Genomic DNA, 23,432 nt, shown 5'->3' on the forward strand with positions numbered 1-23,432 from the left:
AAATCACGCAGGAACCCTGACCATGACACAACCTAATCTCCCTGTTCAAATAGATAACTCCGGCCTGGAGCCCATCTCTAATACGTCTGTTAATCCGAGCTTTGGCGAGGTATTAGAACAACGGATGGCGCGGCGCAGCTTTTTAAAAGGCAGTTTGGCAGCTGCCGTGTCCGGTATTATGGGCGTTGGCTTAACCGGCTGTAATAGCAGCGATACCGCTGAGCCTTTGCCACCTGTTAGTGTGATCCCGGCACCGGCTTTTTTGGGTTTTGCTGCTATTTCGGCCAACCGGGTTGATGGCATTACCGTACCGGCGGGCTATAGCGCTAAGCCTTTCCTGGCCTGGGGTACTCCTATCACCGGCACCTATCCGAATTTTCTGGCGGACGCCAGTAACACAGCGGCCGAGCAGGCGATGCAAATGGGCATGAACCATGATGGCATGCATTTTTTCCCGATTGATGTGCGCAGCGGTGGTAACAGCTCCAGCGAAGGCTTGCTGGTGATGAACCATGAATATGTAGAGCCGAATGTGCTGCATCCGCAAGGACCGTTATTACCACGCCCGGCGGAACAGGTGGCCAAAGAGCTGGCGGCGCATGGTGTCAGTGTGGTGCATATTGAAAAAGCGGCCAATGGTGACTGGCGGGTCGTCAGTAACAGCCCTTTTAACCGCCGCATTACCGGTGAAACCCCCATGGAGCTGGCAGGCCCGGTACGAGGCCATGCCAAGGTAGTGACCAAATACAGTCCGGATGGCAGCCGCACCCGTGGTACCTTAAATAACTGTGCTCATGGTTACACGCCCTGGGGCACCTACCTGACGGCGGAGGAAAACTGGGCTGGCTACTTTATGAATAGCGATAGCACCCAGGTTCGCGAGCACCGCCGCTATGGCGTCGGCAGCAGTAACGGCCGTTATTTCTGGGAAACGGCTACGCCAGCTGCAGATCGCTATCAGCGTTTTAATGCATCGACATTAGCAGCCAGTGCCGCTGAGGATTACCGCAACGAACCCAATACCTTTGGCTGGATCGTTGAAATCGACCCCTTTAATCCGGACAGTGTGCCGCAAAAACGCACCGCCCTGGGCCGTTTTGCCCATGAAGGTATCGTCTTTGCCAAGGTCACCGAAGGCGAGCCGTTAGTGGCTTATTCCGGCGATGATGCGCGGGATGAATATATTTACAAGTATGTGTCGAAACAGCCGTACTTCCGCAATACTGCCGGTGGGCATCTGCTGAATGACGGTACCCTGTATGTCGCCCGTTTTAATGCCGATGGCTCTGGCGACTGGCTGGCGCTGGATATTAATAATCCCGAGTTTGCTGCCAAGGCCGCTTTGGCCGGCGTAAGCTTTAGCGATCAGGCGGATGTGTTGCTTAATACCCGCCTGGCCGCCGATATCGCCGGTGCGACCAAGATGGATCGACCAGAGTGGGGCGCAGTGCATCCGGAAACCTCGGAAGTGTATTTTACCCTGACTAACAATACTAACCGCACTGCAGCGCAGGTTGATGCAGCCAACCCGCGCGCCAACAATGCTACTGGCCATATTATCCGCTGGAAAGAGCGCGGTACCCTGGCCTCAAGCCAGTTTAACTGGGATATCTTCCTGCTGGCCGGTGACGTTGGTACCGCTACGCCGGGGACCAACCTGGTATTAACGGCGGATAACCACCACGCCAGCCCGGACGGGCTGTGGTTTGATGATAATGGCTTACTGTGGATCCAAACGGATATGAGTGGCTCCCAGCAAAGCAGCGGCCCTTATGGTAACAATGCCATGCTGGTTGCCGATCCGGTGAGCCGGCAGATCAAGCGTTTCCTGGTGGGGCCAACTGACTGTGAAGTGACAGGGGTGATTATGACGCCGGATCAGCGCACTATGTTTGTGAATATCCAGCATCCGGGCGATCGTTCCAGCGTAACGAACTTTACCAGTAACTGGCCGGACGGTGGCAATAGCCGGCCGCGTTCAGCGACAGTGATTATTACCAAAGATGACGGTGGTATGATTGGAACCTAAGGTGCCCGATTATTGACAGCACTAATAACACAGGGGGCCTTGGCCCCCTGTTCTGTTTCTAATATGACTCAGTAAAAACTTAGTGTAATACCCGCGCTCTTAAGGTGCCCGGAATGGCTTTTAGCTCATTCAATGCCAGTTCGTGGTCGGCCGAGTCAATATCAATCACCACATAACCAATTTCCTGCACAGTTTGCAGGTACTGGCCGGAGATATTGATATTATGCCGGGCAAAGGCTTCGTTGATTTTGGTCAACATACCTGGCTGGTTTTTGTGGATATGCAGCAGGCGTGAGCGGCCTTTATGCTCAGGCAGCGACACTTCCGGGAAATTCACCGCCGACAGGGTCGAGCCGTTATCACTGTATTTCACCAGCTTACCGGCGACTTCAAAGCCAATATTCTCCTGCGCTTCCTGAGTCGAGCCACCGATATGCGGCGTTAAAATCACATTATCGAACTGGCGCAGTGGCGAGATAAATTCTTCGTCGTTGCCTTTAGGCTCTACCGGGAATACATCGATGGCGGCGCCGGCCAGCTTTTTGCTTTGTAACGCGCTGGTCAGAGCATCGATATCAACCACAGTGCCACGCGAGGCATTGATCAGGATAGCACCGTGCTTCATCAGCTCCAGTTCGGCTTCGCCAATCATATTTTTGGTTTGTGGCGTTTCCGGCACATGCAGGCTGATCACATCGGAAGTCTTCAGTAAGCTGCCTAAATCTACCTGTACCGCATTGCCCAGTACCAGCTTGTTTTCAATATCGTAAAACTGCACCCGCATACCGATATTTTCGGCCATAATGCCAAGCTGGGTACCGATATGGCCATAGCCGATAATACCGAGCGTTTTACCGCGTGCTTCAAAGGAGTTGTCGGCGGTTTTTAACCACTCGCCACGATGAGCTGCGGCGTTACGCTGCGGAATACCGCGCAGTAACATAATAATTTGTCCCAGCACCAGTTCAGCCACCGAGCGGGTATTAGAAAAGGGCGCATTAAACACCGGGATAGCGCGTCTTAAGGCCGCATCCAGATCCACCTGATTGGTACCGATACAGAAGCAGCCGATCGCCACCAGCTTAGAGGCGGCTTCTAACACCTTATCGGTAAGCTGGGTACGTGAGCGAATGCCGATAAAGTGGGCATCTTTAATCCGCTCAATCAACTCGTCTTCCGGCAGCGAGGTTTTCAGATACTCGATATTGCTGTAGCCGTGATCTTTAAAGGTTTGTACGGCACTCTGGTGCAGGCCTTCCAGCAGCAGGATCTTAATTTTGTCTTTTGCCAGCGAAAATTTTTCCATGGTCACTTCTCTTGTGCTTAATATAAATGCTGCCCGGTTGTCTTCACTGCCCCTTAAGCGGGGCTATTGTTATAAAAACAGTTCTATCAAAAGCTTTGCTTAGTATTAGCGCAGTACCTGAGTACCCTCAGCGCTACCTACCAAGACCAGATCGGCGGCGCGAGCGGCAAAGATGCCATTGGTAACAACACCAACGATATTATTAATCTGCTGCTCCAGCGCTAACGGCTCGCTGATATGTAAACCGTGCACATCAATAATCAGATTACCGTTATCGGTGACCACGCCTTCGCGTACTACCGGTTTACCACCCAGTTTTGCCAGTTCGCGGCTGACATAGCTGCTGGCCATCGGGATCACTTCAACCGGCAGTGGGAACTTGCCCAATACCTCAACCTGCTTGGTGCTATCGACAATACAGATAAAGGTTTTGGCGACGGCGGCGACAATTTTTTCGCGGGTTAAGGCGGCACCACCGCCTTTAATCATCTGCTTGGCGGCGTTAATTTCGTCGGCGCCATCAACATAGACGCCAAAGCCGCTGATGCTGTTTAAATCCAGCACCGGAATGCCCAGTGCCTTTAAGCGGGCGGTAGATTGTTCAGAGCTGGAAACGGCGCCGGCGATTTGATCTTTGATCTCGGCCAGAGCGTCAATAAAGTGGTTTACGGTAGAGCCGGTGCCGACACCGACAATGGTCTGTGGCTCGATATAGGCCACGGCGGCGCGGGCCGCGTTGCGTTTCATTTCATCTTGCGTCATGGAGGGTTCGCTTTATGCGTTTAGCCATAAAGATGGATAGTATATCGGCTGCCAGAAAAAAAGACAGTGTTAGTTAGTGCGGATAATTCGCGATAAAAAGCCGTGACTAGAAGCGTAGCAGCCGGCTGCCGGTCGCTACCGCATGCAGAGGCTGATCCCAGGGCTCGACTGGTAACTGCGGCACTTGTTGGCAATCATGCGCCAAACCGATTAGCCGGCAATGATGATTGGTAGCTAACTGCGACAGGGTACGGTCATAAAAACCGCCGCCCATGCCAAGGCGTTGCCCGAGATTATCGAACGCAACTAAAGGGGTAAAAATCAGATCCAACTGCTGTACCGGCAGTAGTTCAGCGCAGTTTAGTTTTGGCTCCGGAATACCAAAGCGATTGGGTAATAGCGGCGTAGTTGGCTGAAAGTGCTGAAAAATCAAATAGCCGGCACAAAACGGATGCAAAATAGGTAGGTAGAGGGTTTTGCCGGCCTGCCATAAGGCCTGGATTAACGCCGTGGTATCAATCTCGCTGTCATTACTCAGATAGAGCGCGATATGTTGCGCCGCCAATACCTCAGCACAGGGGAGCAGTTGCCGCACTAATCCGATAGCAGCGTCCTGCTGCGCCTGAGCGCTTAGCTGTTGCCGCCGGTTACGGATTTCAGTTCGTAGTTGTGCCCGATTTAGCAATGCAGAATCCTTGCTGTCAGGAAGAAGAGAGAGTGCAGAAGTGTTCTCCGAAGTTGCCGTGCCCTGTATCAGCCCTTGAACCCAAGGTTCAAGGCGGAACGCCAATGGCCACCGTAGGCTTCCCGGTACTAGCCGGGCCTGCACAAAAGCGACGCAGAAACATCCCTTAATAAAACAATTATCGGCTCAGGGACATCGACAAAACACGAACAACCCAGAGAACGCCCTCAGTATAACACCGCTTTTATCGCGATGAGAAACAAAGCCCGGCAAAAAGCGGCCAACTGCTGCTTGTTTAGGCACAGGTTGGCGTGGCTCTGTAGCAGTGGTAGCATAAGCAGATATAAGTAAATAAGGGGCACTGTATGCCATTATCACTGGTACAAAGCTATGAGCGCTGGAGCGCAGCCCTGGATGCAGCCTATGTGATGGCTTCTGCTGCAGAATTGCATGGTTTAATCAGTGGCCTGCTGTGCGGCGGTATGCCAGCCGATGCCAGCGAGTTTTTGCCGGTGCTGCACGACTTTTTAAATGACGGTCAGGCCTTGCCTCAGGCGCTAAAAACCGACGTGCAGCAGCTGATCAGCAATACCTCACAAAGCCTGAGTGCTGCCGACTATGATTTCGCGTTGTTGCTGCCGCATGACGATGATGCACTGATCGAGCGGCTGGAAGCGATGGTGGAGTGGGCGCAAGCGTTTTTAGTCGGTTTCTCGGTACAACAAACCGATTTATCGTTATTAAGCGAAGAAGTGCGCGAGGCCGTGAATCAGCTTAGCGAAGTGACTAAGGTTGACCTTAGTACGCAAGACGATGCCAGCGCCGAAGAAAACGAAGAAGCCTATTTCCTGGTACTGGAACATATCCGGCTGATGGTGTTTAGCTGCTATAACGAAGTCGGGCAGCGGCCGGCGGTAAAGGGCCCTTTAAATAAAACACTACACTGAAAGCTAGTGTACTAAAATTGGGCAAGTTACTACCTGTACCCGAGGAAAGAGATTAGATGCCAACTTGCTGGATCATTGCTGGCCCGAATGGTGCAGGAAAAACGACTTCATTCTCAGTGCTACTTAAATGCGAGTGATGAGCCGATATTAATTTTCGAGCAGTCGCAAAGTAGTCGAACAGTGCATGATCAAACCTTGTTCAAATTGCTGTTAGAGGAATCGTCAAATGAAAACTGAGCAACACGTCGAAGTACTTACCACAACAACGCACGATTCTCTGCGTCAGGCGGTAAAGAATGCATTGGACAAGAAACGAAAGCTTGGCCAATACAGTGTGCAATGGCGTAACAACAAAATTTTATTAGATGGTAAGGATTTACCATCCAGCGAACAGAGTTCTTAAGCTGATGCAAATCGAAGTCTATGAGCAGCGGCGTCAGCAACTGCTAGCGCAACTGCCAGAGCGCTCTGTGGTATTACTGAGTGCAGCCGCCGAGCAAACCCGCAGCCGCGATACCGAATATCCGTTTCGCCAGCACAGTGACTTTTGGTATTACACCGGCTTTAACGAACCTGATGCCTTACTGATCTTAACTAAAACCGCCGCGGGCGAGTGTCGCAGCTTGTTGCTGTGCCGTGACAAAGACCCTTTTGCTGAAATGTGGCAGGGCCGGCGGCTGGGGCCAGCTGCCGCACTGACTACCCTGGGTTTAAATGCCGTTAGTCTGAGTGAGCGTAGCGCCAGCTTGCAGCAGGCATTAAATGGCATGCAGGCGGTGTATCTGAATTTAGGTGATGAACCGGCATTACAGCAGGAAGTGCTGACCATTATGCAGGGGCTCAGACAGCGTGAAAAACGCGGTGAGCAGGCGCCGGTGGCGCTGATGGACCTTAGGCCTTATAGCAGCGAACAACGGCTGATTAAAAGTGCCGATGAAATTATGCTAATGCGTCGCGCCGGCCAAATCAGCACTCAGGCCCATCATCGCGCCATGCGCTTTTGCCATGCCGGTGGCTGGGAATATCAGTTAGAAGCCGAGATCCTGCATGAATTTGCGCTGCATGGTGCCCGTTTCGCGGCCTATAACACCATAGTCGGCAGTGGTGAGAATGGCTGTATTTTGCACTACACCGAAAATAGCAGCCAGCTGACTGACGGCGAGCTGGTATTAATTGATGCCGGCTGTGAGTTACAGGGCTACGCCGCTGATATTAGCCGCACCTTCCCGGTAAATGGCCGTTTTACCCCGGAGCAGGCGGCACTGTATCAGCTGGTACTGGATGCGCAGTTGGCTTGCATCGAAGCCGTTAAACCCGGTTGCACCTTTGCCCAGTTAAATGCCATTGCCGAGCAGGTGCTGACCAAAGGGCTGCTGGAATTAGGTATTTTGCACGGAGATTTGACCGAGCTCATAACCAGTAAAGCCTGTAAGCAGTATTTTATGCATGGTATAGGCCATTGGCTGGGGCTGGACGTACATGATGTCGGCGCCTACAAGGTCGCTGGTGACGACCGGCCGTTTCAACCCGGCATGGTGCTGACGATTGAACCCGGCCTTTATATCGCTCCGGGTAGCGAGGCGGCCGAAAAATGGTGGGGCCTGGCAATCCGGATCGAAGATAATATTCTGGTGACCGCGGACGGCCATGACAACCTGACTGCTGGCTGTGTCAAAGCCCTGGCGGAAGTGGAAGCCCTGATGGCCAATCGTTAGCCTGGCGCTCTGACAGTAATCAGTAACAGCACAAATACACAACAAATAAGGTAAGCCGTGCAAGTAACAAGCACTACCACAGTCGATTTTGATCTGGTGATTGCCGGTGGTGGCATGGCCGGCTCGATGCTGGCGCTGGCATTATTAAGCCAGGCGCCGGCATTAAAGGTCGCCATTATCGAGCAGGCTGAAACGCCGGTATCCAAAGCCAGTTTTGATAGCCGTAGTATTGCGCTGGCGGCGGCCAGTGTCGAATTATTACAACGCTGGCAACTCTGGCCGCAACTGGCCCAGCAGGCCTGCCCAATCAAAACCATTGCGGTATCCGATCGTGGTCATTTTGGCAAAACCTGGCTCAGTGCCGACGAATACCGTTTGCCCGCCCTGGGGCAGGTGATCGAAGTGGAGCATATTGGCGCAGCGCTGTATCAGGCGTTAGCGGAGCATCCGAATTTAAGCAGGTTGCAGCCGCGCAGCATCGCCGCCATCGACAAACAGCAAGCTTGGCAACAGCTGACCTTAGATGACGGCAAGAGTGTGAGTACCCGCTTACTGGTGATCGCCGAAGGCGGTGCTTCCAATACCCGGCAGCTGGCCGGTTTTAGTTTAACGGAGCAGCCTTATCCGCAAGCGGCCATTATCGCCAATCTGGCGCTTAGCAGTGCGCATCAGCATAAGGCGTTCGAGCGCTTTACCGAGCATGGCCCTATTGCCTTACTACCACTGACCCAAAACCGCTATTCGCTGGTCTGGACGGTACCGCCGGAGCAGGTGCCGCTGTTACTGGCACTCAGTGACAGCGAATTTTTAGCGCAAATTCAACAGGCATTTGGTTATCGGGCCGGCGTCTTTACTGCAGTGGGCAGCCGCGCCGCTTACCCGCTGGTGTTAAAGCAAAGCCAGCAGGTAGTGAATCACCGCACCGCACTGTTAGGTAACAGCTTACATAACCTGCACCCTATTGCCGGCCAGGGCTTTAATCTGGCACTGCGAGATATTGCCTGTTTAAGCCAGCTGCTGGCAGAACAAGGTTTAGCCGATGCCGGTGGCTATGCGCTGCTGCGTGCCTATCAGCAGCAACGCCAGGCCGACATGCAGCAGGTGATTTGGCTGACCGACGCCTTAGTGCGCACCTTTTCTAACCGCTCACGCCTGGTGGCGCTGGCGCGTAATCTTGGCCTGACGGCGATGCTGCTGTGCGATCCGCTTAAGACGCCACTCGCGCGGCAAACTATGGGTTATGGAACTCGTTATGCAAAATCTTGATGTCACCATCGTTGGCGCCGGTAGTGCCGGCTTAACCCTGGCGCTGTTATTGGCAGAGCAGGGCCTAAAGGTGGCGCTGGTGGAAAAGGGCGCTGAGCCACTGCCGGCAACCCCTGCCTATTTACGGGTAAGCGCCCTTAATCCGGCTTCACAACGGGTGCTGGCCCATTTAGGCGTGTGGGATGGTATAGCCGCGCAGGCCGCTGCTTATCAGCAGATGCAGGTGTGGGATGCCGACAGCTTTGGCCGCATTCATTTTGCCGCCGAGCCACCACAGCCGGCAGATCTAGGCTGGATCTGCGATAACGAAGCGATTCGCCAGCAGCTGTATCAAAAAGTACAGCAACAGCCGGCGATCCACTGTTATTTCGCTGCCCAAATTCAGCAGTTAGTGCAATCGGAACGAGAGGTGCTGCTGCAACTGAGCAGTGGCGAGATCTTACTCAGCGAATTACTGGTTGGCGCCGATGGCGTAAATTCATACGTGCGCCAGCAGCTACAGTTACCCCTGACACACTGGGACTATCAGCAGGATGCGATAGTGGCGGTGATCCACTGCGACGAGCCACACCAGGCGACGGCGCGGCAGGTGTTTTTACCGACCGGGCCGCTGGCGCTGCTGCCGCTGCCGCATCCTAAGCATTGCTCTATTGTCTGGAGTGCTGAAACCAGCCGAGCCAGCGAACTGATGGCGCTGGATGATGCTGCCTTTGCCCGCGCCCTAACCGCTGCCAGCCAAAGTGTCTTGGGTTGTTTAACGCTGGCAACAGCGCGCAGTGTGCATCCGCTACGGATGCGTTATGCCAGTGACTGGGTACGTGGCCGTGTGGTGCTGGTGGCCGATGCAGCACATAGTATTCATCCGCTGGCCGGGCAGGGCATGAACCTGGGTTTAATGGATGTGACTGCCTTGGCTGAATTGTTAGGCAAACAACAGCAGGCGGGTAAACCACTATTTGCCCCCCGCGTGTTACAGGCGTATCAGCGTTGGCGTAAGGCCGAAGCGCAAAGCATGATCGCGGCGATGGAAGCTTTCAAACGTGGTTTTAGTAATGAGCAGCCGGCATTAAAATTTTTGCGCGGCGCAGGTTTACTGCTGGCAGATAAACTGCCTTTTGTTAAACAGCAGCTGATGGCACAGGCGCTGGGTAATAGCGGTGATTTACCGGCTTTAGCCAAACCAAATTGAGAGCTCTTAACCGGATTAGTCTAAGCCAAGTCTTGAAGGCATGGATGCCTGAATGAAGCCTACAGGGAGGTATTTACGGCGTCTTGGCGTGATTAATCCGGTTACGGGCACTGAACCATATTGCTGTCATAAATTTGCCTTAGTTTTTTTGGTAACCCCGGCTGTCGCATTACAAAAAGTAATCCAAATTGGGCTGTTTGCTGGCGGGGGTATCGGGTATAATCGAGCAGTATTTTTTAGTCAGACTGGTAGCAATATTGCGTAATAGGCTGATAACAAAGGTTTATTAGCCAAGCTCAATATTAAGCTGCCGGCCCGCATAATAAACAGGAAAAAATAATGGCTCAAAAAACCGCGTTACACGCCAGCCATCTGGCTGCTGGTGCGAAAATGGTCGATTTCTTCGGCTGGGATATGCCAATTAACTACGGCTCTCAGATTGAAGAACACCACGCCGTCCGTCAGGATGCCGGCATGTTCGATGTGTCGCATATGACCATTGTTGACTTAACCGGTGCCAATACCCGTAACTTCCTGCGTTATTTATTAGCCAACGACGTTGCCAAACTCACTACCCCCGGCAAAGCCCTGTATAGCGGCATGTTAAACAGCACCGGCGGCGTCATTGACGATTTAATCGTGTACTTCCTGCAAGAAGATTTCTTCCGTTTAGTAGTGAACTCTGCCACCCGCGAAAAAGACTTAGCCCATATCAACGCTGAAGCCAAAGCCTTTAACGTTACGGTAACCGAGCGCCCGGAATTTGCGATGATTGCCGTGCAGGGCCCGAATGCCAAAGCCAAGGTGGCAACCTTGTTAACGGCGGAGCAGCAAGCTGCTGTCGCTGGCATGAAGCCGTTTTTTGGCGTGCAGGCGGGTAACTTATTTATCGCTACCACCGGTTATACCGGTGAAGACGGTTACGAAATTGCGCTGCCAAACGAGCAGGCGGCAGACTTCTGGCAACAGCTGGTAACTGCCGGCGTCAAACCCTGTGGTTTAGGCGCCCGCGACACCCTGCGCTTAGAAGCCGGCATGAACCTGTATGGTCAGGATATGGACGAAACGGTATCACCACTGGCCGCCAATATGGGCTGGACCATCGCCTGGGAGCCTAGCGATCGTAACTTTATCGGCCGCACCGCGCTGGAGCAGGCCAAAGTCGCCGGCACCGCTAAGCTGGTGGGTTTGGTGATGGAGCAAAAAGGTGTATTGCGCCATGGCCAGAAAGTGATTACTGCTGCCGGTGAAGGTGAAATTACCTCTGGTACTTTCTCGCCGACGCTGGGCTTTAGTATTGCGATGGCGCGGGTACCTGCCGCGACCGGCGATACAGCAGAAGTGGATATTCGCGGTAAACTGGTGCCGGTAAAAGTAGTAAAACCGGCCTTTGTGCGCATGGGTAAAAAACTGGTCTAAGCTTTATAGCTGGCCAAAAATAATACAATAACGATGCCGGCCTGCTGCCGGAAAGACCAGAGAGGCTTCACCTGGCCGTGCCTGTGCTAACAGGGCGGCAGGTGGCAAGAACACACAGCTAAGGAACTTACAATGAGCAACATTCCTGCAAACTTAAAATACGCATCCAGCCACGAATGGCTGCGCGCTGAAGGCGATGGCATCTACACCGTAGGTATCACTGAGCACGCTCAGGAATTACTGGGTGATATGGTATTCGTAGAATTACCGGAAGTGGGCGAAACGGTAGGCCAGGGCGATGATTGCGCCGTTGCAGAATCAGTAAAAGCGGCGTCAGATATTTATGCGCCGGTTTCAGGTGAAATTGTTGCCGTAAACGATGCCCTGAGCGACTCGCCAGAGCTGGTAAACAGCAGCCCGTACGAAGATGGCTGGATGTTTAAGATTAAAATCGCAGACGAAGCTGAGCTCGGCGCCCTGTTAGACGCCGCCGGTTATCAGAGCGCGATTGACGAAGCTTAATATTACGGCAGATCCTGCCACCCTAAAGCCCCGTAGATAACGGGGCTTTATGTTAGAAAGCACTACCAGGATAATGAGCATGACCCATACCGCTGTGAAAACCCTGACGCAACTTGCGAAACACGACGAATTTATCCAGCGCCATATTGGCCCGGATGCTGCCGAAACTGCGGCTATGCTGCAGGAACTTGGCGTAGACAGCATCGAGCAGCTGATTGCGCAAACCGTGCCGCAGAGCATTCGCCTGCCAAAACCTTTGGCCATTGGCGACAGCCGCACTGAAGTAGACGCCCTGGCGTATTTAAAGGCTGCTGCGTCTAAAAATAAAATGTATAAGTCTTACATTGGTATGGGTTACCACCCAACACTGACCCCGCACGTGATTTTACGTAACGTGCTGGAAAACCCGGGCTGGTACACAGCGTACACGCCATACCAGCCGGAAATTGCCCAGGGCCGTTTAGAGTCGCTGTTAAACTTCCAACAGTTATCTTTAGACTTAACTGGTATGGAACTGGCCAGCGCCTCGCTGCTGGACGAAGCAACCGCCGCTGCCGAAGCCATGGCCCTGGCCAAGCGCGTGACTAAGAGCAAGTCTAACCTGTATTTTATTGCCGACGACGTGCACCCACAAACCATCGACGTGGTAAAAACCCGCGCCGAAATGTTTGGTTTTGATATTGTGGTGGGTAAAGCCAGCGAAGCGGCTGAGCAGGACGTATTCGGTGCCTTATTACAGTACCCAACCACTAACGGTGATATCCGTAACGACAGCGCCTTAATTGCCGCGCTGCAGGCGAAAAAAGCCATTGTTGCAGTAGCAACAGACCCAATGGCGTTAATGCTGTTAAAAGCACCGGGCGAGCTGGGCGCCGATGTCGTATTAGGCTCTATGCAGCGCTTTGGTGTGCCAATGGCCTTTGGTGGCCCACACGCTGCCTTCTTCGCGACCCGCGATGCCTATAAGCGCTCTATGCCGGGCCGCATTATCGGTGTGTCGAAAGATCGCCGTGGCAATCAGGCACTGCGTATGGCAATGCAAACCCGCGAGCAGCATATCCGCCGCGAAAAAGCTAACTCGAACATCTGTACTGCCCAGGTATTACTGGCCAATATCGCCTCCTTCTATGCCGTGTATCATGGCCCGCAAGGCTTAAAAGATATCGCCGAGCGCATTCACCGCAGCGCCGATATCTTCGCTGCTGGCTTAAAAGCCAAAGGCGTTGCCCTGGTGAATAGCCACTGGTTCGATACCGTTACTTTTAAAGTTGCTGATCGCGCTGCTGTTGTTGCCCGCGCCTTAGCAGCCGGTGTTAACCTGCGTACGGACGTGGCCGATAGCCTGGCGGTAAGTTTTAGCGAAGCCACTCAGGCTGGGGATATCGCACAGCTGTTTGATATCGTGTTAAGTGCCGGCCATGGTTTAGACGTTAACGCCTTGGATGCACAGATCGTTGCTAATGGCTCAGCCTCTATCCCGGCCGACTTAGTACGCACCTCTGCCGTATTAAGCCACCCGGTATTTAACCAGTATCACAGCGAAACTGAGATGCTGCGTTATATCAAAAAGCTGGAAAACAAAGACTTAGCGCTGAACCACTCGATGATTTCGTTAGGTTCATGCACGATGAAACTGAACGCCACCGCTGAGATGATCCCGATCACCTGGCCAGAGTTCGCGTCTCTGCACCCGTTCGTGCCACGCGATCAGGCCGAAGGTTACTACCAGATGATCAACGAGCTGGGCGACTGGCTGGTTAATATCACGGGCTACGACACTATCTCGATGCAGCCAAACTCAGGCGCTCAGGGCGAGTACGCCGGTATGGTGGCGATTCGTAAGTACCACGAAAGCCGTGGCGAAGGCCATCGTAATATCTGTTTAATTCCGGTATCGGCGCACGGTACTAACCCGGCTACTGCGGCCATGACCAACTACGAAGTTGTGCTGGTAGACTGCGATAAGTCAGGCAATATCGATATGACCGACTTAAAAGCCAAAGCCGCCGAAGTCGGCGATCGCTTAGCGGCCATTATGGTGACTTACCCGTCTACGCACGGTGTATTTGAAGAAACCATCGCCGAACTGTGTGAGGTGATCCACTCCTACGGCGGCCAGGTGTATATGGACGGCGCCAATATGAACGCTCAGGTGGGCTTAACCTCGCCAGGCTTTATCGGCTCAGACGTATCGCACCTAAACCTGCACAAAACCTTCTGTATCCCGCACGGCGGTGGTGGCCCGGGTATGGGCCCAATCGGCGTGAAGAGCCATTTAGCGCCGTTTTTACCTAACCATGCGGTCGTAAAAATCGACGGCACCGGCGCCAGCAATGGTGCTGTATCGGCAGCACCTTTTGGTAGCGCCGGTATTCTGCCAATCAGCTGGATGTATATCGCGATGATGGGTAGCGAAGGCTTAAAACAAGCCACTGAATTCGCGATCCTGAACGCGAACTACGTCGCCAAGAAACTGAACCCGCACTTCCCGGTGCTGTATGTTGGTACTCATGGCCGCGTAGCGCACGAATGTATTATCGATATTCGGCCATTAAAAGAAGCCAGCGGTATTACCGAGATGGATATCGCCAAGCGCTTAATGGACTTTGGTTACCACTCACCGACGATGAGCTTCCCGGTCGCTGGCACGCTAATGATTGAGCCAACCGAATCAGAAAGCAAAGCCGAGCTGGATAAGTTTATCGAAGCGATGACGACCATCAGAGCCGAAATTGCCAAGGTAGAAGCCGGCGAGTGGACAGTGGATAATAACCCACTGGCTTACGCACCACACACCATGGCCGACATTCTGGACCCAAGCTGGGATCGTGCCTACGAGCGCACCTACGCCGCCTTCCCGGCGCAGTTTGTGGCAGAAAACAAGTTCTGGCCAACGGTTACCCGTATCGACGACGTCTACGGCGACCGGAATTTGATGTGTTCATGCCCAAGCCCGGAGGCTTACCGGTAATAAGTGTAAACGCCAGGCTAGTTACTGGCGCTTTAGCTTAGCAGCTAGATGCTAAACTGAGCAGGGCTGCAATGTAATACTGGCAAGAAGTGTGAAAAGCCAATTAAAAAGCGACCAGAGCTGGGTCGCTTTTTGCTTTTATGAGCCGTCATGATTAAAAGCCATTTGTAGCTAATCTTTAAAGAAACCACTTACCCGGCTTGATTGAGCAAAATTTAATGTTAAAACAGAAATTGTAACCACGGATAGCCAACTAATAGTAACACGGCAAGGTACAACAGACCGAAAATGGTGCCAAGGCGCCAATAGTCGTGTGCCGGCAAATAACCACTACCAAAATAAATCGGGCTGGGGCCTGTGCCGTAAGGGGTCAGGATGCCCATTAAGCCTAATGACGTTACCAGTAATAAGCTGAAGATCAGTAAATTCATGCCGGGTATCGCGGCACCGATAGCCAGCGTCACTGGCAGTAATGCAGTAGTATGTGCTGTGCTGCTGGCAAATAAGTAGTGCAATAGATAAAAGGCTATCACTAAGATCAGTGTAGCAGCAACGGGTGATAAATCGCCCAGCCATTGGCCACCTAAGACACCCAGCCAACGGATAAAGCCGACATCAGATAAGCCTCCGGCCAGAGTTACCAAGGTCGCAAACCACACCAGCGTATTCCAGGCGGCCTTATTGCCGGTAATATCTGACCAGTCCAACACTTTGGTATATAACATTAAACAAATCACCAGTAAGGCAGCTAATGCCGGCTCAATATATTTACCGGCAAAGATCCACAGTACCAGGGCTAAGCAAACAAAACTGACCAGTAACCACTCTTTTAGCTGCATCGGGCCAAGTTTAGCCAGCTCTGTTGCGGCCCAGCGCGGGACTTCTTCATTGCTTTTTATGGTTGGCGGGTAAAACCAATACGCCAGCAAAGGGGTTAGTAGCAGCAGTATCACCCCTACCGGTAAAAATGCTAATGCCCAGGTGGCCCAGCTAATACTAATATCTATTTGGCTTTTTACTAAGGCGGTGGCCAGTAAATTGGGGGCTAGTGCTGATAAAAACATTGAGCTGGTGACACAGGTTGCGGCAATGGCGACCCACATCAAATAAGAGCCAATCAGCCGGGCGCTTGGATCATTAGGTTTGGAGCCATACAGGGCCGGCAGGTTAGAGATAATAGGGAAGATGGTGCCGCCACTTCTGGCCGTGTTAGACGGTGTAAAAGGAGCGAGCAATAAATCGGCAAAGCTGATCGCATAACCAAGGGTGAGGGTGTTTTTACCCATTTTCTTTACCAGCAATAAGGCTAACCTTTTACCAAACTGCGTTTTTTCGTAGCCTGCGGCAAACATAAAGGCACTAAAAATAAGCCAAACGGTAGAGTTACCAAAACCGGCAATGGCCCAGCGAAACGCTGTACCCGCACTATTAAAGTTAGTCGTGGCTAACTGCGTTGGGCTAAATAACACCCATGGCGCTGCAATAGCCACCAACACCACTGCCGATAAACCTACCACGGCGCCCGGCAGGGGCTCTAAGATTAACCCGGCTATTACTGCCACAAAAATAGCAAAAAAGCGCCAGGCATGTGGATCTAAGCCGTCAGGCACCGGTAATAACAAAATTAACATTGCCAATAACAGCGGCAGTAGTGCTTTCGACCAGGCTGGCATAAGGTTTCTCCAAAGTGTATATAAACTTAGCTTAGCAAGGAAAATGCAACTTTGAGCTGCCAAAATCAACTTAGCCTGATCTATCACAAACAATTGCGGCTGCTGAAGCTTCGCTGTCAGCGTTTTCGCAAGTGATCCTTCGACGTCAGATCCCAAACGGTCGGACGGAAATTGCCAAGGTAGAAGCCGGCGAGTGGACTATAGATAATAACCTAACATCGATTTGATGCTGATCGATATATGCTTAGATGTGATCAAAAGTTTTCAATGTATAGCAACGCTGCAGCTTTTTGAAATTGACAAATCCAGCCAGTGGTCGGTAATGCCAGGAATGTTGAAATTGTCGATTATCATTAACAGGGGGAGCGCTGTTTAAAAATGGCATAGGTGCAGTACACCTCGCTGGGATATTGCACGAAGATTATCTGCAGCCACTTGAGATGAGTGCCAACGAGCAGGAGTAACGCCGTAATATCAGAACAAACAAGCTTATCGAAGAGCGCTCAACTCTTGCCTTATAAAAATTAAGTATTGGCATTACATAAGAATGTCGTGCAAAAGTGGTAAAGTCTTGATAAGGTTATAACTGATATCAGGGCATATACATCGAAAATGCCACATCATCTAAGATGTGCAATTTACCTGAGTGATCGCTACTGAAGCATCAGCTCCGGAAACATTTGGCTGGCGACAAGCTGGAGCCTTTGCAGCGCGCATGCCGATGTAGAGCCGGTGATTAACGTGCTGTGTTCGTACCTAAAAAATTAACTGATAAGTAAGATGACATACCGTGATAAGTAACGATGCACTAGCCAGAACACCGCTAAGCAAAATGCTGATGGCATTATTGCTGGTTGTGCAGTTGCTATGTGTCGTTTCCAGCGCTTTTGCGGCTCAACACTCTGCTGATGATATTCATCATCAAATATTATGGTCGGATACTGCAGAAGTTGTGGCAGCAGAGCAATCAGCATTTACCGATGCCTCAGTGCATACTGGTTGCGACTATTGTAGTCATTGTCATGCTCATATTGGCTTGTTTAAGCCATTACCGGCTTTGCCGGTAATGACTAATGAACTACTGGTATCTTACCTGAATGATTTCCCCTCTTCCTCTAAACTAAGCATTTACCGCCCACCCATCAGCTGATTCTGTTTTTCTGGTTTTTACATTACCAATAACAGGATTTTGCTATGTTTTTAAAATCAAACACTATGCGCTTTGCTGCGTTTGGTTTGCTGGTTGCCAGTAGCATTCTGCTGCATCAGGCAGTGGCATCTGAAGCTGCAACAGCGGATTTAACGCTGCAACAAGCAGCGAAAAAGGTGTTGCAACAACACCCACAGCTCCAGGTATTTGATTGGCGCTTAAAAGCGGCTGCCGGGCAGCAACAACTGGCTGAACTGAACCCAGGCTATGAACTGGGCTTGCAGGCCGATAATGCCTTTGGCACGGGGGATATGTCGGGTGTTAAAAGCCTCGAAGTTACGGTGTCATTATCTTCAGTGATTGAACTGGGCGATAAGCGCCAGGCCCGGATGGCGGTGTCCAGTGCAAATCAGGAATTATTGCTGGCACAGCGCCAGGCGGCCAGCCTGGATTTACTGGGCGAGCTGACCCAACGCTTTGTAACCGTGCTGACATTGCAGCAGAAAATGGCACTGGCGGCACAAACCGTGAGTATGACTGAGCAGGCTTTAACGCTGGTAACGCAGCGGGTGCAGCGTGGTGCAGCACCGGAGGCCGAGCAACTAAGGGCGAAAGTGGCCTTTAAGCAAGCACAGTTGCAGCATGGCTTACTGCAAACCGAGCTGGATAGCAGCAAGTTAGCGCTGGTCAGTTTATGGGGGGCGGAACAAGCTGATTTTAATCAGGTTAGTGGTGATTTATTTCAGCTGGCGCAAAGCCCATCCTTTCAAACACTTTATCAACACGTGCTGGCAACCCCCACTGTGGAGGTTTTTGCCGCCCGGCAACGCTTGCGTGATGCTGAGCTGACACTGACGCAAAGTCAGTCAGCCGGTGATGTCCGCTGGCAGCTTGGTGCCATGCGCTCACAGGAAAGCCGTGATTTTGGCTTGGTTGCCGGAGTGTCGGTGCCCTTGTTCAGTAAACAGCGTAATCAGGGGGCGATAACTGCGGCGCAGGCAGAGTCTCAGGCGGAACAGTTTGAAAAAGAAACCGCCTTGCTGGATTTACGCGCCCGCTTGTATCAGGCCTGGCAAACTCACCGTTACAGCAGTATGGCAGTAAAGGATATGCAGCGCGATATTCTGCCGCTACTGGAGCAGGCACTACAACAAACTGAAGACGCATACCGCCGTGGCCGTTATGGCTATGCAGAGTGGATTTCTGCCCGTCAGGCACTACAAGACGCTCAGCTTGAGTTGGTTAATGCTGCCAGTACCGCACTGAGTAATCAGGTGCTGATTGAGCAGCTTACCGGTGTTGCGCTTGCGGCATCACCTCTTGCCATAACCACATCCACTCAGCTTATCACTACTGAATCAGGATCTTCCAAATGAAATATTCCGCGTTATTCCTTGCATTACTGATTGCTCAGGGTATGGCTGTTGCACCTGCTCAGGCCGGGCCGGGCCACAGCCATGATGAAAAGCCGAAAACGGCGCAAATAAACAGTGCTCATGCCCACGATGATAGCGGGCACAATCATGGCAGCGATCATGATGATGATCACGATGAAGCCGCAACGATTGATGCCGACATGGCAAAAAGGGTAGGGATTGAGGTGGCGACTGCCGGTGCTGGTACCATTGAACGCCATATTCCGTTATACGGTGAACTGGTGATCCCTCCTAACCGGCAAGCTCAGGTGCGAGCCCGTTTTCCCGGCATGATTACCCAGATCAGGCCTACCGTGGGCGACACAGTGAAAAAAGACGAGGTGCTGGCGCTGGTGGAATCCAATGACAGCCTGCGCACTTATCCGGTAACCGCGCCGATAGCGGGGGTGTTATTACAGCAATATGCCAGTCAGGGCGAATACACAGCCGGTGAAACGTTATTTTCACTGGCAGACAGCAGCATACTGTGGGCTGAGCTGAAAGTATTCCCGGCCGCAATGGATGAGATAAAAACGGGTTTGCCGGTGCATATTGAAGCTCGCGGCGGCAGGGTTGATAGTCAGATCACCCATATTTTGCCGGCCTCCGGCCAGCCTTATGTATTGGCGCGGGTTGAACTGGATAACAGCAACGGCCGTTTTTCTGCCGGAGAGCGGGTCAGTGCGCTGGTGGATGCTGAAATCATAGATGTTTCTCTGGTGATAGATAACAAGGCCTTACAGGATCTGGAAGGTAAGCAGGTGGTGTTTGTGCGCGAAGGCAACCGCTATGAACCGCGGCCACTGCAGCTAGGCCGCACCGATGGCCGCTTTACGGAAGTGCTGTCTGGTTTGCATGCGGCTGAAGAGTATGTGGTGGTAAATAGTTATCTGATTAAGGCCGAGATCGAAAAGGCCGGCGCAGCTCACGAACACTAAAAATTTGCCTGGCTAAGCTTTGGTTCTGCGGCGTTAAAACCGGCTCAGCATGCTCATTTACGGCATGTAAACTGCGCTGCTGAGTCGTTTTTGCCTTGCGTAACCTTTACTCGCTCAGGCAAATGAGAAGGAGATAAACATGATTGAAGCTATCGTTCGTTTCTCGATTGAGCGACGGTATCTGATGCTGGGCCTGATCTTGTTACTGATTGGCGCCGGGCTGTGGAGTTACCAGCGATTACCTATCGATGCGGTACCTGATATTACCAACGTACAGGTACAAATTAACACTGAAGCGCCTGGTTATTCACCTCTGGAAGCCGAACAACGGATTACCTTTGTGGTGGAAACGGCGCTTTATGGCTTGCCAAAACTGAAATATACCCGTTCGTTGTCACGTTATGGTTTGTCACAGGTAACGGTGGTGTTTGAAGAAGGCACCGACATTTACTTTGCCCGTAACCTGCTTAATGAGCGGCTTGGCAGTATTAAGAATGCGCTGCCTGCTGGGCTGGAGCCGCAAATGGGGCCCATTGCTACGGGTCTTGGTGAAATATTTGTTTATACCGTCGATGTTAAACCCGGCGCTACCGATGCAAATGGCAAACCGCTAGATGCCATGTATTTGCGTGAAGTGCAGGACTGGATTATCAAACCGCAACTGGCGCAAGTACCCGGTGTGGTTGAGGTTAATACTATCGGTGGTTATGACAAACAGTACCATGTGATGCCTGATCCGGCAAAAATGCTGGCAGTGGGTATTACGTTGCCGCAACTGTCAGAAGCACTGCTTAGCAATAATGCTAACCGTGGTGCAGGTTACATTGAGCGTAATGGCCAGCAATTACTGGTACGTTCGCCCAGCCAGCTCAGTACTATCAGTAGTATTGAAAATGTGGTGGTGGCGTTAAATGGCTCAGTACCTATCCGGATAAAAGATGTGGCAGAAGTAGGGCTTGGCAAAGAGTTACGTACCGGTGCCGCCACCCGCGATGGCCACGAAACCGTAATGGGTACGGTGATGATGCTGCTGGGTGAAAACTCGCGGACCGTTGCCCGTGATGCTGCGCAAAAGCTGGAAGAAATAAAAGCTTCATTACCGGAAGATGTGATTGTTGAAGCGGTATATGACCGTACCACGTTGGTAGATAAAACCATTGCGACTGTGCAAAAAAATCTGCTGGAAGGGGCATTACTGGTCATTGTGGTACTGTTTGTGCTGCTGGGTAATATCCGCGCTGCACTGATTACTGCTGCAGTTATTCCACTGGCGATGCTGGCAACGATAACCGGCATGGTGCAGCAGGGCGTATCGGCAAACCTGATGAGCCTGGGGGCACTGGATTTTGGCCTGATAGTTGATGGCGCGGTGATTATTGTCGAAAACTGTATCCGGCGCTTAGGAATGGCACAACATCAGACCGGCGGTTTGCTGGTACTGCGCGAACGCCTGAAAGTGGTGTTTGAAGCCACCACTGAAGTGATTAAACCCAGCTTGTTCGGCGTGGCGATTATTACGGTAGTTTATATCCCTATTTTTGCCCTGACTGGCGTTGAAGGCAAAATGTTCCACCCGATGGCTGCCACTGTAGTAATGGCCTTGCTGGCAGCAATGGTACTGTCACTGACTGTGGTTCCTGCCGCCGTTGCCGTGTTTATGAGCGGTAAAATCAACGAACAGGAAAGTCGGGTTATCGTGGCGGCTAAATCACTGTACCGGCCAGTGTTGTATGCCGTTATCAAGCTACGTTTATTGGTGGCGAGCTTGGCAACCGTGCTTGTAGCTGTGTGTTTGTGGCTGGCAACAACGCTCGGTTCCGAGTTTATTCCACAGCTGGATGAAGGCGATATTGCGCTGCATGCTATGCGAGTCACTGGTACCGGGCTTAAGCAGTCGGTCGAGATGCAGGAAGTGCTTGAACAACGGATTAAGCAGTTTCCGGAAGTGGATAAAGTTTTTGCGAAGATTGGCACGCCAGAGGTGGCAACCGACCCGATGCCGCCCAATGTGGCTGATAATTTTGTAATTTTAAAACCACGCAGCGAATGGCCGGATCCACGTAAAACCAAAGCGACGCTTGTTGCTGAAATGGAACAGGCGCTGGAGCAACTGCCCGGTAATAACTACGAATTTACCCAGCCGATTCAGATGCGTTTTAACGAGCTGATTTCTGGTGTGCGTTCGGATGTAGGCATTAAAGTGTTTGGTGATGATCTGGATGTACTGTTACGCATTGCGAACCGCATTGAGCAGGTTGCTAATAGTATTAGCGGCGCTGCCGATGTAAAAACTGAACAGGTATCCGGTTTACCGGTACTGTCAGTCACGCCAAAGCTAACGGCGTTAGCCCGTTACGGACTAACGGTTAGCCAGTTTCAGGATATTATCGCCACGTCGATTGGTGGCAAAGAGGCTGGGGTAATCTACGAAGGTGATCGCCGGTTTCAGCTAATCGTGCGTTTACCGGAGCAAATCCGCAGTGATATTGATAACCTATCATGGTTACCTATTCCAACACCGGATGGCGGTTATGTACCGCTAAATGAAATTGCCACGCTGGATATGCAAAGCGCCCCGGCACAAATCAGCCGCGAAAACGGTAAGCGCCGTATTGTGGTATCGGCCAATGTGCGTGAGCGTGATCTGGGTAGCTTTGTTGCCGAGCTCAAACAGCGGATAAGTACCGACGTCAGCCTGCCAGCCGGTTACTGGCTGGATTATGGCGGGACTTTTGAGCAACTGGAAGCCGCCAGTAAACGGCTGGCAATCGTCGTGCCGGTGACCTTATTACTGATTATTGCCTTGTTGGTGATGGCGTTTAACTCGCTCAAAGATGCGCTGATTATCTTTACTGGTGTGCCACTGGCATTGACGGGCGGCATACTGGCACTGTGGCTGCGGGGGATGCCATTATCCATTTCCGCAGGCGTGGGCTTTATTGCGTTATCGGGCGTTGCAGTGCTGAACGGCCTGGTGATGGTATCGTTTATGCGGCAGTTGTGGCAGGAAAAAGGCGATTTACTGTATGCCGTGGTAGAAGGTGCCTTGATCCGGTTACGCCCGGTATTGATGACCGCACTGGTCGCCAGCCTCGGCTTTGTACCAATGGCGCTGAACACCGGCACCGGCGCAGAAGTACAACGTCCGCTGGCAACCGTGGTGATCGGCGGTATTATCTCGGCTACTTTGCTGACATTAGTGGTACTGCCGGCGTTATACCACTGGCTGCATCAGAATGACCAAAGGTTAGCTGATTAGATCGTTGTCATCCTCAATAATGTGGCAAGCGTTACCGCGGGATGACCCTATCGGGTATCCCGCGCATGCTACAACCGCGTTATCGCTTGTTCATGTAGAACAACTACACATCACAAGCTCTGCCTTGTATAAACACCAGCCAAACAGCTGCAAAAACAAGCCACAAACGTCAACATGCCCTAAGGT

The 23,432-nt window shown here is 52.0% G+C and carries 17 protein-coding genes and 1 other RNA gene; 13 read left to right on the forward strand and 5 right to left on the reverse strand.

The features are described 5' to 3' along the window. The first annotated feature begins 22 nt into the window (after positions 1–22). Positions 23–2,029: a PhoX family protein gene (locus AJE_RS15070; protein ID WP_008951554.1), complete on the forward strand. Its 2,007-nt coding sequence runs from the start codon at positions 23–25 to the stop codon at positions 2,027–2,029. A gap of 79 nt (positions 2,030–2,108) precedes the next feature. Here AJE_RS15070 and serA read toward each other — a convergent pair whose 3' ends face one another. The 4 genes from serA to ssrS form a co-directional block, all read right to left on the reverse strand. Continuing rightward, on the reverse strand, positions 2,109–3,335 hold the full coding sequence (serA, locus tag AJE_RS15075) for a phosphoglycerate dehydrogenase (protein WP_008607690.1): 1,227 nt from the start codon (positions 3,333–3,335) through the stop codon (positions 2,109–2,111). 105 nt (positions 3,336–3,440) lie between these two features. Beyond that, positions 3,441–4,097 carry a ribose-5-phosphate isomerase RpiA gene (rpiA, locus tag AJE_RS15080; RefSeq protein ID WP_008951555.1) on the reverse strand — a complete coding sequence of 219 codons (657 nt, stop codon included), beginning with the start codon at positions 4,095–4,097 and terminating at the stop codon, positions 3,441–3,443. 106 nt (positions 4,098–4,203) lie between these two features. Continuing rightward, the gene (locus AJE_RS15085; RefSeq protein ID WP_008951556.1) at positions 4,204–4,782 is read right to left on the reverse strand and encodes a 5-formyltetrahydrofolate cyclo-ligase; all 579 of its coding nucleotides are present in this window, start codon (positions 4,780–4,782) and stop codon (positions 4,204–4,206) included. Between the two features lie 40 nt (positions 4,783–4,822). After that, positions 4,823–5,006, reverse strand: a non-coding RNA gene (gene ssrS / locus AJE_RS18295) — 6S RNA. Between the two features lie 141 nt (positions 5,007–5,147). Between ssrS and AJE_RS15090 the strand changes: the two genes are divergently transcribed. From AJE_RS15090 to gcvP, 8 genes are all read left to right on the forward strand, one after another. After that, positions 5,148–5,729: a UPF0149 family protein gene (locus tag AJE_RS15090; RefSeq protein WP_008951557.1), complete on the forward strand. Its 582-nt coding sequence runs from the start codon at positions 5,148–5,150 to the stop codon at positions 5,727–5,729. A 226-nt stretch (positions 5,730–5,955) separates the two neighbouring features. Further along, positions 5,956–6,132 (forward strand): hypothetical protein, encoded by a 177-nt coding sequence (locus tag AJE_RS18635; protein WP_008951558.1) that lies wholly within the window; start codon positions 5,956–5,958, stop codon positions 6,130–6,132. A 4-nt stretch (positions 6,133–6,136) separates the two neighbouring features. After that, entirely contained in the window at positions 6,137–7,444 is a 1,308-nt protein-coding gene (pepP, locus tag AJE_RS15095) for a Xaa-Pro aminopeptidase (RefSeq protein WP_008951559.1), read from the forward strand. Between the two features lie 57 nt (positions 7,445–7,501). Then, positions 7,502–8,710: a 2-octaprenyl-6-methoxyphenyl hydroxylase gene (ubiH, locus tag AJE_RS15100; protein WP_008951560.1), complete on the forward strand. Its 1,209-nt coding sequence runs from the start codon at positions 7,502–7,504 to the stop codon at positions 8,708–8,710. Next, positions 8,697–9,899 carry an FAD-dependent oxidoreductase gene (locus tag AJE_RS15105; RefSeq protein WP_008951561.1) on the forward strand — a complete coding sequence of 401 codons (1,203 nt, stop codon included), beginning with the start codon at positions 8,697–8,699 and terminating at the stop codon, positions 9,897–9,899. The genes ubiH and AJE_RS15105 overlap by 14 nt, the downstream gene beginning before the upstream one ends. A gap of 339 nt (positions 9,900–10,238) precedes the next feature. Beyond that, entirely contained in the window at positions 10,239–11,318 is a 1,080-nt protein-coding gene (gcvT, locus tag AJE_RS15110; RefSeq protein WP_008951562.1) for a glycine cleavage system aminomethyltransferase GcvT, read from the forward strand. 132 nt (positions 11,319–11,450) lie between these two features. Further along, positions 11,451–11,840 carry a glycine cleavage system protein GcvH gene (gene gcvH, locus AJE_RS15115; protein WP_008951563.1) on the forward strand — a complete coding sequence of 130 codons (390 nt, stop codon included), beginning with the start codon at positions 11,451–11,453 and terminating at the stop codon, positions 11,838–11,840. Positions 11,841–11,919: 79 nt separating this feature from the next. Beyond that, a complete protein-coding gene (gene gcvP / locus AJE_RS15120) occupies positions 11,920–14,811 on the forward strand; it encodes an aminomethyl-transferring glycine dehydrogenase (RefSeq protein ID WP_008951564.1) in 2,892 nt (963 codons plus the stop codon). A 221-nt stretch (positions 14,812–15,032) separates the two neighbouring features. Here gcvP and AJE_RS15125 read toward each other — a convergent pair whose 3' ends face one another. Continuing rightward, positions 15,033–16,484 (reverse strand): anion permease, encoded by a 1,452-nt coding sequence (locus AJE_RS15125; RefSeq protein WP_008951565.1) that lies wholly within the window; start codon positions 16,482–16,484, stop codon positions 15,033–15,035. A gap of 790 nt (positions 16,485–17,274) precedes the next feature. Here AJE_RS15125 and AJE_RS15130 point away from each other — a divergent pair. The 4 genes from AJE_RS15130 to AJE_RS15145 all read left to right on the forward strand — a co-directional run bounded on the left by AJE_RS15130 (position 17,275) and on the right by AJE_RS15145 (position 23,246). Beyond that, positions 17,275–17,634, forward strand: a complete 360-nt coding sequence (locus AJE_RS15130) for a hypothetical protein (protein WP_237709374.1) — start codon at positions 17,275–17,277, stop codon at positions 17,632–17,634. Between the two features lie 44 nt (positions 17,635–17,678). Then, positions 17,679–19,010, forward strand: coding sequence for a TolC family protein (locus AJE_RS15135; RefSeq protein ID WP_008951567.1), 1,332 nt, complete (start codon positions 17,679–17,681; stop codon positions 19,008–19,010). Continuing rightward, a complete protein-coding gene (locus tag AJE_RS15140) occupies positions 19,007–19,987 on the forward strand; it encodes an efflux RND transporter periplasmic adaptor subunit (protein ID WP_008951568.1) in 981 nt (326 codons plus the stop codon). Before AJE_RS15135 ends, AJE_RS15140 begins: the two co-directional genes overlap by 4 nt. A gap of 139 nt (positions 19,988–20,126) precedes the next feature. Beyond that, complete coding sequence (locus AJE_RS15145) at positions 20,127–23,246, forward strand: efflux RND transporter permease subunit (RefSeq protein ID WP_008951569.1); 3,120 nt, start codon at positions 20,127–20,129, stop codon at positions 23,244–23,246. Positions 23,247–23,432: the final 186 nt, after the last annotated feature.

The organism is Alishewanella jeotgali KCTC 22429 (assembly GCF_000245735.1).
GTDB classification, from domain to species: Bacteria; Pseudomonadota; Gammaproteobacteria; order Enterobacterales; family Alteromonadaceae; genus Alishewanella; species Alishewanella jeotgali.

What these genes read in the sequence shown, in the direction of transcription:
- AJE_RS15070 (WP_008951554.1), top strand. Translation starts at nt 23, where the DNA reads ATGACACAACCTAATCTCCCTGTTCAAATAGATAACTCCGGCCTGGAG.
- serA (WP_008607690.1), bottom strand. Translation starts at nt 3,335, where the DNA reads ATGGAAAAATTTTCGCTGGCAAAAGACAAAATTAAGATCCTGCTGCTG.
- rpiA (WP_008951555.1), bottom strand. Translation starts at nt 4,097, where the DNA reads ATGACGCAAGATGAAATGAAACGCAACGCGGCCCGCGCCGCCGTGGCC.
- AJE_RS15090 (WP_008951557.1), top strand. Translation starts at nt 5,148, where the DNA reads ATGCCATTATCACTGGTACAAAGCTATGAGCGCTGGAGCGCAGCCCTG.
- AJE_RS18635 (WP_008951558.1), top strand. Translation starts at nt 5,956, where the DNA reads ATGAAAACTGAGCAACACGTCGAAGTACTTACCACAACAACGCACGAT.
- pepP (WP_008951559.1), top strand. Translation starts at nt 6,137, where the DNA reads ATGCAAATCGAAGTCTATGAGCAGCGGCGTCAGCAACTGCTAGCGCAA.
- AJE_RS15105 (WP_008951561.1), top strand. Translation starts at nt 8,697, where the DNA reads ATGCAAAATCTTGATGTCACCATCGTTGGCGCCGGTAGTGCCGGCTTA.
- gcvT (WP_008951562.1), top strand. Translation starts at nt 10,239, where the DNA reads ATGGCTCAAAAAACCGCGTTACACGCCAGCCATCTGGCTGCTGGTGCG.
- gcvH (WP_008951563.1), top strand. Translation starts at nt 11,451, where the DNA reads ATGAGCAACATTCCTGCAAACTTAAAATACGCATCCAGCCACGAATGG.
- gcvP (WP_008951564.1), top strand. Translation starts at nt 11,920, where the DNA reads ATGACCCATACCGCTGTGAAAACCCTGACGCAACTTGCGAAACACGAC.
- AJE_RS15125 (WP_008951565.1), bottom strand. Translation starts at nt 16,484, where the DNA reads ATGCCAGCCTGGTCGAAAGCACTACTGCCGCTGTTATTGGCAATGTTA.
- AJE_RS15135 (WP_008951567.1), top strand. Translation starts at nt 17,679, where the DNA reads ATGTTTTTAAAATCAAACACTATGCGCTTTGCTGCGTTTGGTTTGCTG.
- AJE_RS15140 (WP_008951568.1), top strand. Translation starts at nt 19,007, where the DNA reads ATGAAATATTCCGCGTTATTCCTTGCATTACTGATTGCTCAGGGTATG.
- AJE_RS15145 (WP_008951569.1), top strand. Translation starts at nt 20,127, where the DNA reads ATGATTGAAGCTATCGTTCGTTTCTCGATTGAGCGACGGTATCTGATG.